The sequence below is a fragment of the Sedimentitalea nanhaiensis DSM 24252 genome (assembly GCF_000473225.1).
GTDB lineage: Bacteria > Pseudomonadota > Alphaproteobacteria > Rhodobacterales > Rhodobacteraceae > Sedimentitalea > Sedimentitalea nanhaiensis.
Map to the genome: position 1 here is coordinate 404,876 of NZ_KI421509.1, position 13,571 is coordinate 418,446.

Genomic DNA, 13,571 nt, shown 5'->3' on the forward strand with positions numbered 1-13,571 from the left:
GATGGGTGAACAGGAACGCATGGTCGAAGCGGTGCTGTTCGCCAGCGCCGAGCCGGCCACCGTGCGCGATCTTGAGGCGCGGATGCCACATGGCTGTGATGCCGCCGAGGCGCTGGTGCGGCTGCGCAAGCGCTATGAGGGGCGCGGCGTGCGGGTGATAAAGGTGGGCGATGCCTGGGCGATCCGAACCGCGCCCGACCTGGGTTTTCTGATGCAGAAAGAGACTGTCGAGACCCGCAAGCTGAGCCGGGCCGCGATCGAGACATTGGCGATCATCGCCTATCATCAGCCGGTCACCCGCGCCGAGATCGAGGAAATCCGCGGTGTTTCGGTTAGCCGGGGAACGGTGGATCAGCTGCTTGAGATGGAGTGGGTCCGGCTGGGGCGGCGCAAGATGACGCCGGGGCGGCCGGTGACGTTTGTGGTGACGGGCGAATTTCTGGACCATTTCGGGTTGGAAAACGCGCGCGATCTGCCGGGGCTTAAGGAATTGCGCGCCGCCGGATTGCTGGAGAACCGCCCGCCACCGGGGGCTGTGCCGTTTGGATCGGGTGGCGGTGCCGAGGAGGACGAAGACGAGGGCAGCATCGGGCAGCCCGAACTTTTTGAAGAATAGCTGGCGCCAGGCCCAAAAAACGGCGGATTCGCAGAATAGCCTGGCCGGGCGAACCCAGGGAGACGCGACATGAACATGGATCGGATCATCAAGATGGTCACACGCATCCTGATGCGCAAAGCGATCAACAAGGGGGTTTCGGCCGGCATCGACGCGGCCTCGGGGGCGGGGCGCAAACGCCAGGCCCCAAACGGGGCCGCGCCGGAACAAGGCACCGATCCACAGGTGCAACAGACCTCTGGCCCCCCCAAGCTGACCCAGCAGCAACGCCGGGCCCGCCGCGCCGTGCGTCAGGCGCGCCGCGCTGCCCGCGCCGCCAAAGGCTGAAACCGCCCGCGCGTCCTGCAATTTAAAATTGTGCCAAAATCTGTTACGCTGGTCGTATTTCATGACCTCATAATTGGATTTGCACCATGACCGACACACCGCCCGTCGTACGCCAGGATCGGGGCGTTCCCTTGGGAATCCTGGTGGTGTTCTTTTATATTGCGGCCGTCTTGGCGGTCTTCATGGGCTTTGCCGCCTATATCACGCGCAGCGAGTGGGAGGGGCATTTGGCCACCGATCCCGAAGGTGTGCAAAACCTGGACAACCTGATCTTTCTGACCCAGCGCGAGGAAGAAATGGCGACCGAGATCGTTCGGCAAGAGGGGCTGGTACGTGAGGTCGATCGGCAGATTGACGAGGCGAACGACCGGATACGCGAGCTTGAGAGCAGCAAGAACCGTTTGGAAACAGCAAACTGGCAGGCGGCGGCGGCGATCATGACGCATTTCCGCACCGCCCGCCTACTGGCCCATCCGGATGAACATCAAAGGATGGATCGGGTTATTGGCGCAGAGAAATCCGACGTCGTAGCCAAGGCCGCAGAAGCGGCGACCCTGTTGACCACTTTGCAGTTTGACGATGATGAAGGGGACCCGCGCCAGCAGGAGAAAATCGCGGTTCTCAGAAATAGCGTTGCGACGATTTCGGCCGAGATCGCCGAGAACCGGACCCGGCTGGATGGGATCGAGACCGATTTGCGCACGGTGCAAAGCACACGCGACCGGCATCTGGAGGCGCGCTCGCCGCCGTTGAAGCGCCGTGAGGCGTTGGCGGCCGAGGCGGTGTTGGTCCATGAAAAGCTGGCCAAGAATCCCATCGATCGGGCGCGTCTGGGCGTGTTGCGCAGCATCATGGGGGGCTGGCTGTTTCTGGGGCTGGTCAGTTGGCCGACGATTTTTCTGACCTTGCTGGTAACCATTGCGGCGGGCAGCCTGGGCGCGGTGGTGTCATTTTCGCGCAGTTTCCGCCCCGGTTCGTGGGGCGAGGTCAGCGCTTCGCGCCTGTTTGTCGGTCTTGGAGAGGGGATGGCAGCGGCGATTGCCATCTTCCTGTTTTCGGGCGCGGGAATGCTGGTTCTGACTCAGGGGGCCGGGCCGCAAAAGGAAGTCGAGCTGAGCCCGTATTCGGTGGCGTTCATCGCCTTTCTGTCGGGCTTCATGGCCGAAGATGCGTTTACCCGGATCCAAGAGGCCGGACGCAACCTGTTCAAGTCCAAGGATGCGCCCGGCAATGCGGTGTCGGACCATGCCGGGGACGAAGCGCAGGGTGACGCGGGCGGCTAGGGGTCAGGTGCGAAAGTGTTTGGACAGTTTCAGCCCCTGACCCTGATAGTTCGATGCGATGTCCGTGCCGTACAGTTGGGTCGGTACTTCGGCCATGCGCTCATAGATCAGCTTGCCGACGATCTGGCCGTGTTCCAGAACGAAAGGGGCCTCGTGGCAGCGGACTTCGAGCACGCCGCGTGAGCCGGCCCCGCCGGAGGCGGCATGGCCGAATCCGGGATCAAAGAACCCGGCGTAGTGCACCCGGAATTCACCCACCATGGCCAGATAGGGGGCCATTTCCGCCGCGCAGGCCGGGGGAATCGTGATCGCTTCGCGGCTGACCAGAATATAGAACGCGCCTGGGTCCAGGATGATCCAGCCGCTGTTGGTGTGGACCTGTTCCCAGTATTCGGCCGGATCATAGTGGTTCAGCTTGGCAAGGTCGATGACGCCGGTGTGGGGTTTGGCGCGATACCCGACCAGATTGCCGGATCCGGGGCGCAGGTCGACGGAAAATCCCAAACCGTCCGCGATCACCGGATCGCCGGACACGATAGGTGTGTCGTCATGGATGGCACGCAGGGCGTCATCGTCGATCACGGTCTTGCCGGTACGGAAGATGATCTGGTTCAGCATCTGCCCGGTGCGGGCGATCACCGAAAAGCTTTGCGGGCAGATTTCGACATAGAGAGGGCCGCAATAGCCATCGGGTATCCGGTCGAACTCGACACCGCGATCGGTGATGATACGGGTCAACAGGTCGAGCCGCCCGATCGACGACTTGGCGCTGGCCGCCCCGGACATGCCGGTGGGCAGGGTCAGGCTTTCCATCAGGGGCACCACATAGACACAGCCCTTTTCCAGCACCGCGCCGCCGGTCAGATCGATCTCATGCATGCGGAATTCAGCCAACCGGTCGGATACGGTGCGGCGATGGCCCGCCAGAAACGAGGCACGCACACGGTAAGCCACCGTTCCCAGACGCAAATCCAGGCTGGCAGGCTGGACCTGGCCCGGTATGATCGGAGCAGAGGCGGTGATCGCGTCGGAGGCGATCATGGCCGTGATATGCTGGTTGGGGCTCACACCCGTCATATTGCTGCCTCCGCAACTTGGGGGCGGCTCAGAGTGGTGTATCGTCGTCGTGTTTTGGTCGGGCTAGCAGGACTCGAACCTGCGACCTTCCGTCCCCCAGACGGACGCGCTACCAGGCTGCGCCATAGCCCGACGATGGGGTGTTCATACCGGTTTTCAGACCGGGGGCAAGGGGGAATCACCGCAATTGCCCTATGTTACTTTCGATGTGCCCGCGCGGGCCAGCCAATCGCGCATCTGTTGCGCCAAAGGGGCCAGTTGGCTTGCCTGTGCTGTATTCAGGTTCTGAATTTCGGCCAGGTGTGCCAGCATTCCGGGGGAATAGGGCTGATCCGACTCGGGGGGCGGATCAGCGGCCTTGACCACCCGGGGGCGGGGCGACTCGGAGGTGGGCTGTTCCTGAGTCGGCTGGAATTCGGAGGCCGGTCGGCGCATGAAAGAGGGAAGGGCGGCGGGTGTTGCCGCGGCAGAGCCGTCAGAGGAATCGTCGTCCGGTTCAGCCGGTGCGATTTCGGGTTCTCGGGGCGGCGGGGACGATGTGATCTCGGATTTCGATTCTGGCCCGGGAGAGGCTTTTGCCACGGTGTCTGTGTGTTCCGGGGCTTTGGCCTGAAACTCGGGGTCGGGCGCGGGGTCGTCCAGATCAAGGTTGGTCGGTTCCGGGAGGGGCTGGATCTGCTCGGAATCCGGGGGCGCAGGCGCGGCGTTGCGCCCGTTCAGCTTTGCAGAAACCGGGGTGCTCACATCTTCAGGGTCCGGGCTTTCCAGCTCAGCCTGGGTGTTCACCGGATCCGGTGGGGTGGCGGCGGTCTCGGTTGGGATTGGCGGTTCGGGCGCGCGGGTGTCGCGAAAGGACACCACATTTCCGTCCATCGTGCCGCCCTCGCCGGACGGCGATGCATTGGTGTCGGCATCCGCGCTGTCACCAAGTGCGTGAGACATGTCAGCGACATGGTTAACACCTTGCTCACGCAAGATTTTCTGAACGCCCTTGATGGTCAGGCCGTCGTCATGCAGCAGCCTCTTGATGCCGCCGAGCAACCGCATGTCGTTGGGGCGGTAATATCGCCGCCCGCCGGCGCGTTTGACCGGTTTGATCTGGCTGAACTTGCTTTCCCAGAACCGCAGAACATGCGCCTGTACGCCCAGCCAGTCCGCAACTTCACTTATGGTGCGAAAAGCGTCGGGCGATTTGCTCATGCATTCAGCTCCGAATCAGCGTTTGTTGCCGGTGGCGACGCGCTCTTTCATCAGATGCGAGGGGCGAAAGGTCAGAACGCGCCGCGGCTGAATCGGAACCTCTTCGCCGGTCTTGGGATTTCGGCCGATGCGGGCCGACTTGTCGCGCACACTGAAGGTGCCGAATGACGAGATCTTGACCTGTTCGCCGCGCACCAGAGCGTCTGACATATACTCGAGCATGCTTTCAACCAGCTGTGCGCTTTCATTGCGCGACAAGCCGACTTCGCGGAACACTGCTTCGCTCAGGTCCATTCGTGTCAGTGTCTTTTCACCCATTTTGTCCCCCTAGTTTGTCACAGAGCATAGGGTGGACGCAATTTCGCTGTCAATATCAATGATTTGCATGAGGCCGGATAAGCGCGTTAATGCAGATTAACTTGTTCGCGTTTCACCACCGCAGCACAACCGCACCCCAGGCGAGGCCCCCACCGATGGCTTCGGTCACGATCAGGTCGCCGGGGTTGATCTGGCCGCGGTCACGGCCCACGGACAACGCCAGCGGGATCGAGGCGGCCGAGGTGTTGCCGTGATCCTGCACGGTGACCACAACCCGATCCATGCTCAGCCCCATCTTCTTGGCGGTGCCGCTGATGATGCGGATATTGGCCTGATGCGGCACGACCCAGTCGACGTCGGCGGCGGTCAGCCCGGCCTTTTCCAGTGCGGTCTCGGCGCTCGAGGCCAGCTTTTCGACCGCGTGGCGGAACACCTGGTTGCCTTGCATGCGCAAATGACCGGTGGTCTGGGTCGACACGCCGCCATCGACATACAGCAGATCCTTGTACTGCCCGTCCGAATTCAGATCGGTGGACAGGATGCCGCGATCTGCCGCTGTGCCGGTGCCGTCCTGCGCCTCGATCACCAAAGCGCCAGCGCCATCGCCAAACAGCACGCAGGTGCTGCGGTCGGTCCAGTCCATGATCCGGCTGAAGGTTTCCGCGCCAATGACCAGCATCCGTTTCGCCTGACCCGAGAGGATCATCGCATTGGCGGTGCTCAGCGCATATACGAAACCGGCGCAAACCGCCTGAAGATCGAAGGCAAAGCCCTTTTTCATTCCCAGGGCCGACTGCACCATTGTTGCGGCGGATGGAAAGGTCAGGTCTGCGGTCGAGGTTGCCAGGATGATGGCGTCGATGTCATCGGCCACAAGTCCGGCATCGGCGAGAGCGGCCAGGGCGGCGTGGGTGGCCAGTTCAGACGTGGTCTGGCCCTCGGCAGCGAAATGGCGGCGTTGAATGCCCGAGCGGGACTGAATCCAATCGTCGCTGGTATCCAGCGTTGATTCGAAATACGAATTCGGCACGACCCGATCGGGCAGGTAATGCCCCACTCCGATGACAACTGCGCGCCTTGTCATGCCTGACCTTCTTCTTTTTGTTGTTGTTCCGCCGTGCGTCTGGCCGGTTCCGCGACATCTTGGGCAAGCTCGACAGTGGATGCAACCCGCGCGGCCAGTTTTTCCGAAAAACCGCTTTTGGCAAGGCGGAAAGCCAGCTTGACGGCGGCTGAAACGCCGGTTGCGTCGGCGCTGCCATGCGATTTCACCACCGTCCCGTTCAGCCCGAGGAAGACCCCGCCATTGACGCGGCGCGGATCGATCCGCTTTTTCAGACGGCCCAGAGAAGTGATGGCCAGGACCGAGGCCAACCGCGAAAGAAGCGAATACTGGAACGCTTCGCGCAGCAGATCCGCGATCATGCGGGCGGTGCCTTCGCCGGTCTTGATCGCGATGTTGCCGGTAAACCCGTCGGTCACGATCACGTCGGCGGTAGTGCCGGGAATATCGCTGCCCTCTACAAATCCGACGAAATCGAAATCGGCCTGTTCTGCGAACCGGGCGATCAGGGCATGGGCCTCTTTCAACTCGGGCCGGCCCTTGTGCTCCTCGGTGCCGACATTCAAGAGGCCGATCCGCGGTCGTTTCAGTCCCACGCCGTTGCGGGCATAGGACGCCCCCATCAGGGCGTATTGCAACAGGTCAGGGGCATCGGCGCGAATATCCGCACCCGCATCCAGCATGACATTGAACCCCTGCGGATTGCGCGAAGGAAACAGAATCGCGATTGCCGGGCGGTTTACGCCGGGCAGCTTGCGCAGACGGATCACGCTGAGCGCCATCAACGCACCGGTGTTGCCGCAGGAGACTGCGCCCTGCGCCTCGCCATTGCGCACGGATTCCAGCGCCGACCACATCGAGGTGGACTTGCCATTGCGCATCACGTGGCTGGGCTTGTCTTCCATCGTGACCACATCGGGCGTGTCGCGATACTGGACGCGCTCGGACAGGCCGCTGCGTTTGGCAACCAGCGGTTTGAGCACCTGTTTCGGGCCATGCAAAATGAACCCGATATCCGGGTTCTTTTCAGCGGATTTTGCAATACCTGCGACAACGGCCGACGGGCCGTTGTCTCCGCCCATGGCGTCAACCGAAATTATGATGCGGTCGGCGTTTGCTGGGTTCTGATCGGGCTGGGCCGTCATGCAAAAGCCTGTCTGGTTGGCTTACGCCGCGTCTTCGTCCAGATCGATCTCATCCACCAGGGCGACAATCTCCTTGTCGTCATAGTGGCCGCAGGACGCACAAACGTGGTGCGGGCGCTTGAGCTCGCCGCAGTTGGGGCATTCGTTGGGGTTGGCAGCAACCAGTGCGTCGTGCGCACGACGGTTGTTGCGGCGCGACTTGGATACTTTGTTCTGTTGGACAGCCATGTCTCAACCTTTGTCTACTAAGGGCCGGCGGGCGATCCCGATGGCCGAGTTGCAATTATTCGTTCCGCGTATCGTAAAGAGCGGCGTGACGTGCGTTTAGGCCGAGGCCCGTGCGATGTCCAACCTTAAATCCGATGAGCGCGCGAAAATACTGCGAATCCTGTCCGGTGCAAGCGGTTTTTCGGCACTGCGGTTGGGGTTGCGGTCGACTCGCGGCTCAGGTCTCCTTCTTAAGCGAATCCCGCAAATCCGCCAGCCCGGCAAAGGGGCGGGCATCTTCGTCGGTCATCGGCTGTACGCCAGGTTCGGAAAATACCGCCTCGTTCAGGTCGACGCCATCCTTGCGCGGATAAAGCGGCAGGGCCAGGGCCAGGGCCTCGGCCATCACCGCACCGGGGTCGATCACGCTGCCCAGGGGTTCGACAGTGTCGTCCTCGGGCATTTCGACCTCTTCCTCTTCGATCTCAGGCAGGGCCGCGACATAGAGGCGGCGCACATCGACATCGATTCTGCTGGTTACAGGATCCAAGGTGACAACACAGGGCTGAACCACAGTCGCGCCCAGCGTGCCGGTCAATTCCCAGTCGCGCCGCCCCCGCGCGGCAATCTGTCCGGCAAAGCGCAGCTTGCGCAGTCCGATCAGGCCCAATTCAGCGGCCAGTGCCGCGCAGGTGGGCGCATTCGGGCGCAATTCGAACGAGGTCGGGGCGTTTTGTGCCAGATCGGCGACCCGCAGGGCGGAGGTGTCGGACATTGCTGGGCTTTCGTTTCTTGAACCATCGGGTCGGTTTCTATAATCGGGATACGAGGCGCGCCGCGCCAACGCAAGAGGGCTGCCATGTCGAGAACCGTATCCAGACTGAAACGGACGTTTCGCGTCACCCTGTTATTGGGCGGTGCGGCGACCGTCGCAGCCTGTGCCACGATCTATCGCGATCACGGCTATGTGCCGACCGAAGAAGAGTTGGCCGAGGTCACCGTCGGGGTCGATACGCGCGACAGTGTGGCCGAATCCATTGGCGTGCCGGTGACATCCGGGGTGCTCGACGACAGCGGCTATTATTATGTCAGCACGCGAATGCGCCACTATGGTGCAAGCGAACCCCGTGTTGTCGCGCGTCAGCTGGTGGCGATCAGTTTCTCCCAATCCGGCGTCGTTCAGAATATCGAGCGCTTTAGTTTGCAGGATGGCCAAGCGATCACGCTGAACCGGCGGGTGACGGAATCCAGCGTCAACAACAAGACCTTCTTGCGTCAGCTGATGGGGAATCTCGGTAATCTGAGTCCGGCAAGTGCGCTGCCGGATAATTAAGTTAATTCCCCGTCAGGGCGGCGGGATCCTCTTGATCGGCAAGATTGGCCCCATGGGATTCGCGTTGTAAGTCAGCGGAGCGGGAAATGGTCGATCGCAAACCAGTTCTGACCAAAGGTCGCTACAGCGTCCGATTCGCGCAAGACCCGGGCGAAATTGCCCTGGCACAGGCGTTGCGCACCCTGTGCTTTTCCACGCAGGGGCTGGATTGCGACCGGTTCGATGCCGACTGCCAGCATTTGCTGGTCAGTGACAATCGGACCGGAACGCTGGTCTGTTGCTGTCGTCTTTTGCTGCTAGAGAATGGTGGCGAGCTGGGGCGCAGCTATTCCGCGCAATATTACGATCTGGGCCAATTGCATGGCTACGCCGCGCGAATCGCGGAACTGGGGCGATTCTGCACCCATCCGGATTGGCAGGACCCCGACATTCTGCGGCTGGCCTGGGGGGGGCTGACGGGGTTCGTGGATGACAACGGCGTCGACCTGCTGATCGGCTGCACCTCGTTTCGGGGCACCGATCCAACGCCCTATCTGGACAGTTTCGCCCTGCTTGGTGCCCGGCACGCGGCCCCCGTGCAATGGATACCGCGAATCAAGGCCCCCGAGGTCATTGCGTTTTCCACAGTGGCAGAACGGACCCCGGACACCGCCGGCGCTTTGCTGGCCATCCCGCCGCTGTTGCGCAGCTATCTGTTGATGGGGGGGTGGGTCAGCGATCATGCAGTGGTGGATCGGTCGATGAACACGCTGCATGTTTTTACCGGCCTTGAGATCGACGCCATTCCCGACACGCGCAAACGGCTGTTGCGGGCGTTCGCGGGGTAAGGTCCACCGCCAACAGGCGTTGACGTGTCGTGGCGCGGCGGGTAGCAGACAGCCATGTCCCGTATCCCCTTGCTGCAACTCTCCGATATCTCACTGACCTTCGGGGGCGAACCGCTGTTCGCCGGTCTCGACCTGGTGGTGCATCAGGGCGACCGACTGGCGCTGGTTGGGCGCAACGGGTCGGGCAAATCCACCCTGATGAAAGTGATGGCCGGGCTGGTCGACCCCGATAGCGGCACCGTGGTCGTGCCGCCGGGAAATTCGGTGGGCTATATGGAGCAGGACCCCGATATGGCCGGATTCGCGACCCTGGGCGACTATGCGGCCAGCGGGCTGGAACCGGGTGAAATGTATCGAGTCGAACGCGCTGGCGAGGGGCTGAAATTCGATCCCGCGCGCGCCGTCAGCACTGCCTCGGGCGGTGAGCGTCGGCGGGCGGCTCTGGCCAAGCTGATGGGCGAAGCGCCGGAACTGATGCTGCTGGACGAACCGACCAACCACCTCGATATCGAGGCCATCGCCTGGCTGGAAAGCGAATTGTCGGCCACGCGCGCGGCGTTTGTCCTGATCAGTCACGACCGGGCGTTTCTGCGTCAACTTGCGCGTGCAACCCTTTGGATTGACAGGGGAATAGTGCGGCGGCAGGATAAGGGTTTTGACGCGTTCGAGGCCTGGCGGGACACCGTCTGGGAAGAAGAGGACATGCAGCGCCACAAGCTGAACCGTCTGATCAAGTCCGAAGCCCGCTGGGCGGTCGAGGGGATCAGTGCGCGGCGCAAGCGCAATCAGGGGCGGGTGCGCGCGCTGCAGGCGCTGCGGACGGAACGGGCCGGTCAGATCCGGCGGCAAGGCACTGCGGATCTGGCGCTGTCTTCGGGCAGCAAATCGGGCAAGAAGGTGATCGAGGCCGAGGCGATCGGCAAGTCCTTTGGCGACACGCCGATTGTTCAGGATTTTTCGATCACGATCCAGCGGGGTGACCGGGTGGCCTTTGTCGGGCCGAACGGGGTCGGCAAGACGACCTTGCTGAAACTGTTGCTGGGCCAGATCGCGCCGGATGAGGGAACCGTGCGGCTGGGCACGAATCTTGAGGTGGCGGTGTTCGATCAGGCCCGTGCACAACTGGATCCGGATGCGACCCTGTGGGACAGCCTGACGGGGGATGCCGACATGCGGGTGTCGGGCAAGGCGGATCAGGTGATGGTGCGCGGTGCGCCGCGCCATGTGGTCGGATACCTCAAGGATTTCCTGTTTGACGAACGCCAGGTGCGCGCGCCGGTGCGCTCGCTGTCGGGCGGCGAAAAGGCGCGGCTGTTGTTGGCGCGGTTGATGGCGCGCCAAAGCAACGTGCTGGTGATGGACGAGCCGACCAACGATCTGGACGTGGAAACGCTGGACCTGTTGCAGGAACTTTTGGACGACTACGATGGCACGGTGCTGCTGGTCAGCCACGACCGCGATTTTCTGGACCGGGTGGCGACTGCCACGGTTGCGATGCAGGGGCAGGGGCGCGCCACGGTCTATGCCGGCGGCTGGAGCGATTACCTCGCGCAACGTCGCGAGGAGGCCCGCGTGGATGTTGCCAGGGCCAAGCCCGCAAAAGCCAAGCCCAGGCAGCAGGGGGGCCCGAAACCGGGTCTGTCGTTTACCGAAAAGCATCGTCTTGAGGCCTTGCCTTCCGAGATCGAACGGCTTGAGGCCGAGATCGCCAGGCTCGAGGCGCTGATGACCGACCCGGAGTTGTTCACCCGCGAACCGGTCAAGTTCCGCAAAGCGACCGAGGCGCTGGTTCAGCGTCAGCAGAAACTGGCGTCGGCGGAAGAGGAGTGGCTGATGCTGGAAGATAAAGCGGGCGGGTGAGGCTCTAGCTTAGGGAGCGCGCCGGATTTCCAATCACGGTGCGATCGGCGGGCACATCGTGGGTCACGACGGCCCCGGCTCCGATAATGGCGCGGTCGCCAATGGTCACGCCCGGCATCACGATGGCGCCGCCGCCAACCCAGACATTGGCCCCGATCCGAACCGGCAGGGCAATTTCCTGCCCGGCGGCCCTTGCATCCGGGTCCTTGGCGTGCTGCGCGCAGTAGATCTGAACCGCCGGGCCGAACATGCAGTCATCGCCAATCTCTACCGGGCCGGTGTCCAGGACCGCGCAACCGGCGTTGAAATAGACCCGGTTGCCCAGCCGCAGATTGACGCCATAGGCCACGTGAAACGGGGCTTCGATGAAACAGCCCTGCCCGACCGCACCCAGCAGATCCGCCAATTCCGTCGCCATCGCACCCCGCCGGGCGGGCGGGCGGGTGTTATGGGCATGAACGGCGCGGCGGGCGCTGGCCTGCATCCGCGCCAGTTCAGGATCGTGGCATGTGTACCAGTTCCCGGCGTCCATTTTTTGCCGCTCGCTCACCACGGATCATCGCATCCGCAGCGCACCGTCGATGCGGATCACCTCGCCGTTCAGATACCCCATTTCGACGATGAAACCGGCCAAACGCCCGTATTCCGCCGGATGCCCCAGCCGCTCCGGGTTCGGTACATCCGCCGCGAGCGAGGCCTGAACGTCCTCGGGCAGACCGGCCAGCATCGGAGTCATGAAGATGCCCGGAGCGATGGTCATCACGCGGATGCCGGTGCTGGCCAGATCGCGGGCCATAGGCAGGGTCATGCCGACGATGCCGCCTTTGGAGGCGGAATAGGCGGTCTGGCCCTTCTGGCCGTCAAAGGCCGCAACCGATGCGGTGTTCACGATCACGCCGCGTGCGCCGTCGGGTTCGGGCGTGTTCCTGGCCATCACAACGGACGCCAGGCGGCAAACGTTGAAAGTCCCGACCAGGTTGATGTCAATGGTCCGCTTGAACGCGTCCAGCGGGTGCGGGCCGTCCTTTCCGACCGTCTTGATGCCATATGCGATGCCGGCACAATTTACGGTGGCGGTGATCGTGCCCATCTTTTCAACAGCCAGATCGATGGCCGCCTGAACCGACTCTTCGTCCGTCACGTCGGTTTGGGCAAAGAATCCGCCGATCTCTTCGGCGACCCTCGCGCCGCGGTCTGCGTCGCGGTCCAGGATGGTGACCTTGGCGCCGTTGGCGGCAAAATGGCGGGCTGTGGCTTCGCCCAGCCCCGAAGCGCCCCCGGTGACAATGGCCGCTGTGGTCGAAAGTTTCATGTGCTGGCTCTCCCGATGATATGAACGCTTGTTCAGATACACGGGGCGGTGTGGTCTGTCCAGCGACCAGCGGTGTTACATCCGTTTGCGATCCAGGCGGGCCAAAGGGGCCAGCGTGCGGCCCAATGGCGGCCACCATCCCCATGTGCCGCCCATCTTTCGGACCTGCGCGCCGCTGCCCAGCTTGAAACGCGCGAGGCCAGGGCTGGCAACGGTGTCGATCAGCCCCACTTCCAGCCTAGTATGCCCTTTGGCAGCGAGCCATGCGGCGGCGCGCCACAGCAAGAGGTTATGCGCCGACAGGGCGCGCCCGTACGTGTCGGTGTGGCCGATGTGATAGGTCGCGCCGGTCCCGTGACGCAGGACCAGCATTGCGGCCACGGGGCGTTTGCCGTCCAGCGCTGTGAACAGTTTTGCCATACCGGGGTTCCGCGCGCCATAAGCCAGCGTCAGGGCGATGGGCCAGCCGCGATAACCGCGCCTGGCTTGTTGCGCCTTTTCGGCTGCGAACAGCCAATGCCCCGGATCCAGCGGCATAGCCTGCCGGGTGACGCGCAGCGGGCCGTTTTCGGCATGTTTCAACCTGTTGCGCCATTTCGGATGCAGAGCGGCGCGGCGCTGTTCGACCGGGGCGGTCAGATCCAGTTCGGCCACCGTCGCCGGCGTCATCAGGGGCACCGCCCCCAGTTCAGCCAAAGCAGGGACCGGAGCATCGGGCGACAGAATGATCGGGGTCCGGCCCAGGCCCGCCGCGCGCAGGCGCTGTAGACAGTCATGTGGCTGTGCGAGCGTGGCACGCGACAGCATCGCCACCCGCAGACCGCCGCGAAATCGCCGTTGAAGAACCAGCACCCTTTCGTCCCCGTCCAGCACCAGCGGGGGCTGGCCCATGGCCGTCAGGGCCACCGCAAAGCAGGGGTGTTGTTGCAGCGGGGCCGGGGCGACAGCAGAGGGAGCTTGGTCGAACATCGCCCCGGTTTACCGCCGATTAACCTAAAATGGG

At 63.0% G+C, this 13,571-nt stretch carries 16 protein-coding genes and 1 tRNA gene; 6 read left to right on the forward strand and 11 right to left on the reverse strand.

The window, feature by feature from the left end:
- The first annotated feature begins 1 nt into the window (after nucleotide 1).
- The 3 genes from scpB to NANH_RS0103580 all read left to right on the forward strand — a co-directional run bounded on the left by scpB (nucleotide 2) and on the right by NANH_RS0103580 (nucleotide 2,226).
- Complete coding sequence (scpB, locus tag NANH_RS0103570) at nucleotides 2–616, forward strand: SMC-Scp complex subunit ScpB (RefSeq protein ID WP_139236351.1); 615 nt, start codon at nucleotides 2–4, stop codon at nucleotides 614–616.
- A gap of 69 nt (nucleotides 617–685) precedes the next feature.
- Nucleotides 686–943, forward strand: a complete 258-nt coding sequence (locus NANH_RS25375) for a hypothetical protein (RefSeq protein WP_036049361.1) — start codon at nucleotides 686–688, stop codon at nucleotides 941–943.
- Between the two features lie 86 nt (nucleotides 944–1,029).
- Nucleotides 1,030–2,226 (forward strand): coiled-coil domain-containing protein, encoded by a 1,197-nt coding sequence (locus NANH_RS0103580; RefSeq protein WP_027260789.1) that lies wholly within the window; start codon nucleotides 1,030–1,032, stop codon nucleotides 2,224–2,226.
- A gap of 3 nt (nucleotides 2,227–2,229) precedes the next feature.
- Here NANH_RS0103580 and NANH_RS0103585 read toward each other — a convergent pair whose 3' ends face one another.
- The 8 genes from NANH_RS0103585 to NANH_RS0103620 all read right to left on the reverse strand — a co-directional run bounded on the left by NANH_RS0103585 (nucleotide 2,230) and on the right by NANH_RS0103620 (nucleotide 8,011).
- The gene (locus tag NANH_RS0103585) at nucleotides 2,230–3,303 is read right to left on the reverse strand and encodes a 2'-deoxycytidine 5'-triphosphate deaminase (RefSeq protein ID WP_027260790.1); all 1,074 of its coding nucleotides are present in this window, start codon (nucleotides 3,301–3,303) and stop codon (nucleotides 2,230–2,232) included.
- 55 nt (nucleotides 3,304–3,358) lie between these two features.
- A tRNA-Pro gene (locus tag NANH_RS0103590) sits at nucleotides 3,359–3,435 on the reverse strand.
- 60 nt (nucleotides 3,436–3,495) lie between these two features.
- Nucleotides 3,496–4,503 carry a MerR family transcriptional regulator gene (locus NANH_RS27775; protein WP_081710415.1) on the reverse strand — a complete coding sequence of 336 codons (1,008 nt, stop codon included), beginning with the start codon at nucleotides 4,501–4,503 and terminating at the stop codon, nucleotides 3,496–3,498.
- A gap of 15 nt (nucleotides 4,504–4,518) precedes the next feature.
- Nucleotides 4,519–4,821: an integration host factor subunit alpha gene (ihfA, locus tag NANH_RS0103600; protein WP_027260791.1), complete on the reverse strand. Its 303-nt coding sequence runs from the start codon at nucleotides 4,819–4,821 to the stop codon at nucleotides 4,519–4,521.
- A 112-nt stretch (nucleotides 4,822–4,933) separates the two neighbouring features.
- Nucleotides 4,934–5,905, reverse strand: coding sequence for a beta-ketoacyl-ACP synthase III (locus NANH_RS0103605; protein WP_027260792.1), 972 nt, complete (start codon nucleotides 5,903–5,905; stop codon nucleotides 4,934–4,936).
- On the reverse strand, nucleotides 5,902–7,029 hold the full coding sequence (plsX, locus tag NANH_RS0103610; RefSeq protein WP_027260793.1) for a phosphate acyltransferase PlsX: 1,128 nt from the start codon (nucleotides 7,027–7,029) through the stop codon (nucleotides 5,902–5,904). The genes NANH_RS0103605 and plsX overlap by 4 nt, the downstream gene beginning before the upstream one ends.
- Nucleotides 7,030–7,050: 21 nt before the next feature.
- Nucleotides 7,051–7,257: a 50S ribosomal protein L32 gene (rpmF, locus tag NANH_RS0103615; RefSeq protein WP_027260794.1), complete on the reverse strand. Its 207-nt coding sequence runs from the start codon at nucleotides 7,255–7,257 to the stop codon at nucleotides 7,051–7,053.
- A gap of 217 nt (nucleotides 7,258–7,474) precedes the next feature.
- Nucleotides 7,475–8,011: a YceD family protein gene (locus NANH_RS0103620; protein ID WP_027260795.1), complete on the reverse strand. Its 537-nt coding sequence runs from the start codon at nucleotides 8,009–8,011 to the stop codon at nucleotides 7,475–7,477.
- Between the two features lie 84 nt (nucleotides 8,012–8,095).
- Here NANH_RS0103620 and NANH_RS0103625 point away from each other — a divergent pair, with 84 nt between their 5' ends.
- The 3 genes from NANH_RS0103625 (at nucleotide 8,096) to NANH_RS0103635 (ending at nucleotide 11,256) form a co-directional block, all read left to right on the forward strand.
- Complete coding sequence (locus NANH_RS0103625) at nucleotides 8,096–8,569, forward strand: outer membrane protein assembly factor BamE (RefSeq protein WP_027260796.1); 474 nt, start codon at nucleotides 8,096–8,098, stop codon at nucleotides 8,567–8,569.
- Between the two features lie 86 nt (nucleotides 8,570–8,655).
- Complete coding sequence (locus tag NANH_RS0103630; RefSeq protein ID WP_027260797.1) at nucleotides 8,656–9,396, forward strand: GNAT family N-acetyltransferase; 741 nt, start codon at nucleotides 8,656–8,658, stop codon at nucleotides 9,394–9,396.
- A 54-nt stretch (nucleotides 9,397–9,450) separates the two neighbouring features.
- Nucleotides 9,451–11,256 (forward strand): ABC-F family ATP-binding cassette domain-containing protein, encoded by a 1,806-nt coding sequence (locus tag NANH_RS0103635; protein ID WP_027260798.1) that lies wholly within the window; start codon nucleotides 9,451–9,453, stop codon nucleotides 11,254–11,256.
- 4 nt (nucleotides 11,257–11,260) lie between these two features.
- Here NANH_RS0103635 and NANH_RS0103640 read toward each other — a convergent pair whose 3' ends face one another.
- The 3 genes from NANH_RS0103640 to NANH_RS0103650 all read right to left on the reverse strand — a co-directional run bounded on the left by NANH_RS0103640 (nucleotide 11,261) and on the right by NANH_RS0103650 (nucleotide 13,537).
- Nucleotides 11,261–11,806: a sugar O-acetyltransferase gene (locus tag NANH_RS0103640; protein ID WP_027260799.1), complete on the reverse strand. Its 546-nt coding sequence runs from the start codon at nucleotides 11,804–11,806 to the stop codon at nucleotides 11,261–11,263.
- A 6-nt stretch (nucleotides 11,807–11,812) separates the two neighbouring features.
- Complete coding sequence (locus NANH_RS0103645; RefSeq protein WP_027260800.1) at nucleotides 11,813–12,568, reverse strand: 3-hydroxyacyl-CoA dehydrogenase; 756 nt, start codon at nucleotides 12,566–12,568, stop codon at nucleotides 11,813–11,815.
- Between the two features lie 75 nt (nucleotides 12,569–12,643).
- Entirely contained in the window at nucleotides 12,644–13,537 is an 894-nt protein-coding gene (locus NANH_RS0103650) for a GNAT family N-acetyltransferase (protein WP_027260801.1), read from the reverse strand.
- Nucleotides 13,538–13,571: the final 34 nt, after the last annotated feature.

Coding starts and splice junctions, on each gene's coding strand:
- scpB (WP_139236351.1), top strand. CDS start 2: ATGGGTGAACAGGAACGCATGGTCGAAGCGGTGCTGTTCGCCAGCGCC.
- NANH_RS25375 (WP_036049361.1), top strand. CDS start 686: ATGAACATGGATCGGATCATCAAGATGGTCACACGCATCCTGATGCGC.
- NANH_RS0103580 (WP_027260789.1), top strand. CDS start 1,030: ATGACCGACACACCGCCCGTCGTACGCCAGGATCGGGGCGTTCCCTTG.
- NANH_RS0103585 (WP_027260790.1), bottom strand. CDS start 3,303: ATGACGGGTGTGAGCCCCAACCAGCATATCACGGCCATGATCGCCTCC.
- NANH_RS27775 (WP_081710415.1), bottom strand. CDS start 4,503: ATGAGCAAATCGCCCGACGCTTTTCGCACCATAAGTGAAGTTGCGGAC.
- ihfA (WP_027260791.1), bottom strand. CDS start 4,821: ATGGGTGAAAAGACACTGACACGAATGGACCTGAGCGAAGCAGTGTTC.
- NANH_RS0103605 (WP_027260792.1), bottom strand. CDS start 5,905: ATGACAAGGCGCGCAGTTGTCATCGGAGTGGGGCATTACCTGCCCGAT.
- plsX (WP_027260793.1), bottom strand. CDS start 7,029: ATGACGGCCCAGCCCGATCAGAACCCAGCAAACGCCGACCGCATCATA.
- rpmF (WP_027260794.1), bottom strand. CDS start 7,257: ATGGCTGTCCAACAGAACAAAGTATCCAAGTCGCGCCGCAACAACCGT.
- NANH_RS0103620 (WP_027260795.1), bottom strand. CDS start 8,011: ATGTCCGACACCTCCGCCCTGCGGGTCGCCGATCTGGCACAAAACGCC.
- NANH_RS0103625 (WP_027260796.1), top strand. CDS start 8,096: ATGTCGAGAACCGTATCCAGACTGAAACGGACGTTTCGCGTCACCCTG.
- NANH_RS0103630 (WP_027260797.1), top strand. CDS start 8,656: ATGGTCGATCGCAAACCAGTTCTGACCAAAGGTCGCTACAGCGTCCGA.
- NANH_RS0103635 (WP_027260798.1), top strand. CDS start 9,451: ATGTCCCGTATCCCCTTGCTGCAACTCTCCGATATCTCACTGACCTTC.
- NANH_RS0103645 (WP_027260800.1), bottom strand. CDS start 12,568: ATGAAACTTTCGACCACAGCGGCCATTGTCACCGGGGGCGCTTCGGGG.
- NANH_RS0103650 (WP_027260801.1), bottom strand. CDS start 13,537: ATGTTCGACCAAGCTCCCTCTGCTGTCGCCCCGGCCCCGCTGCAACAA.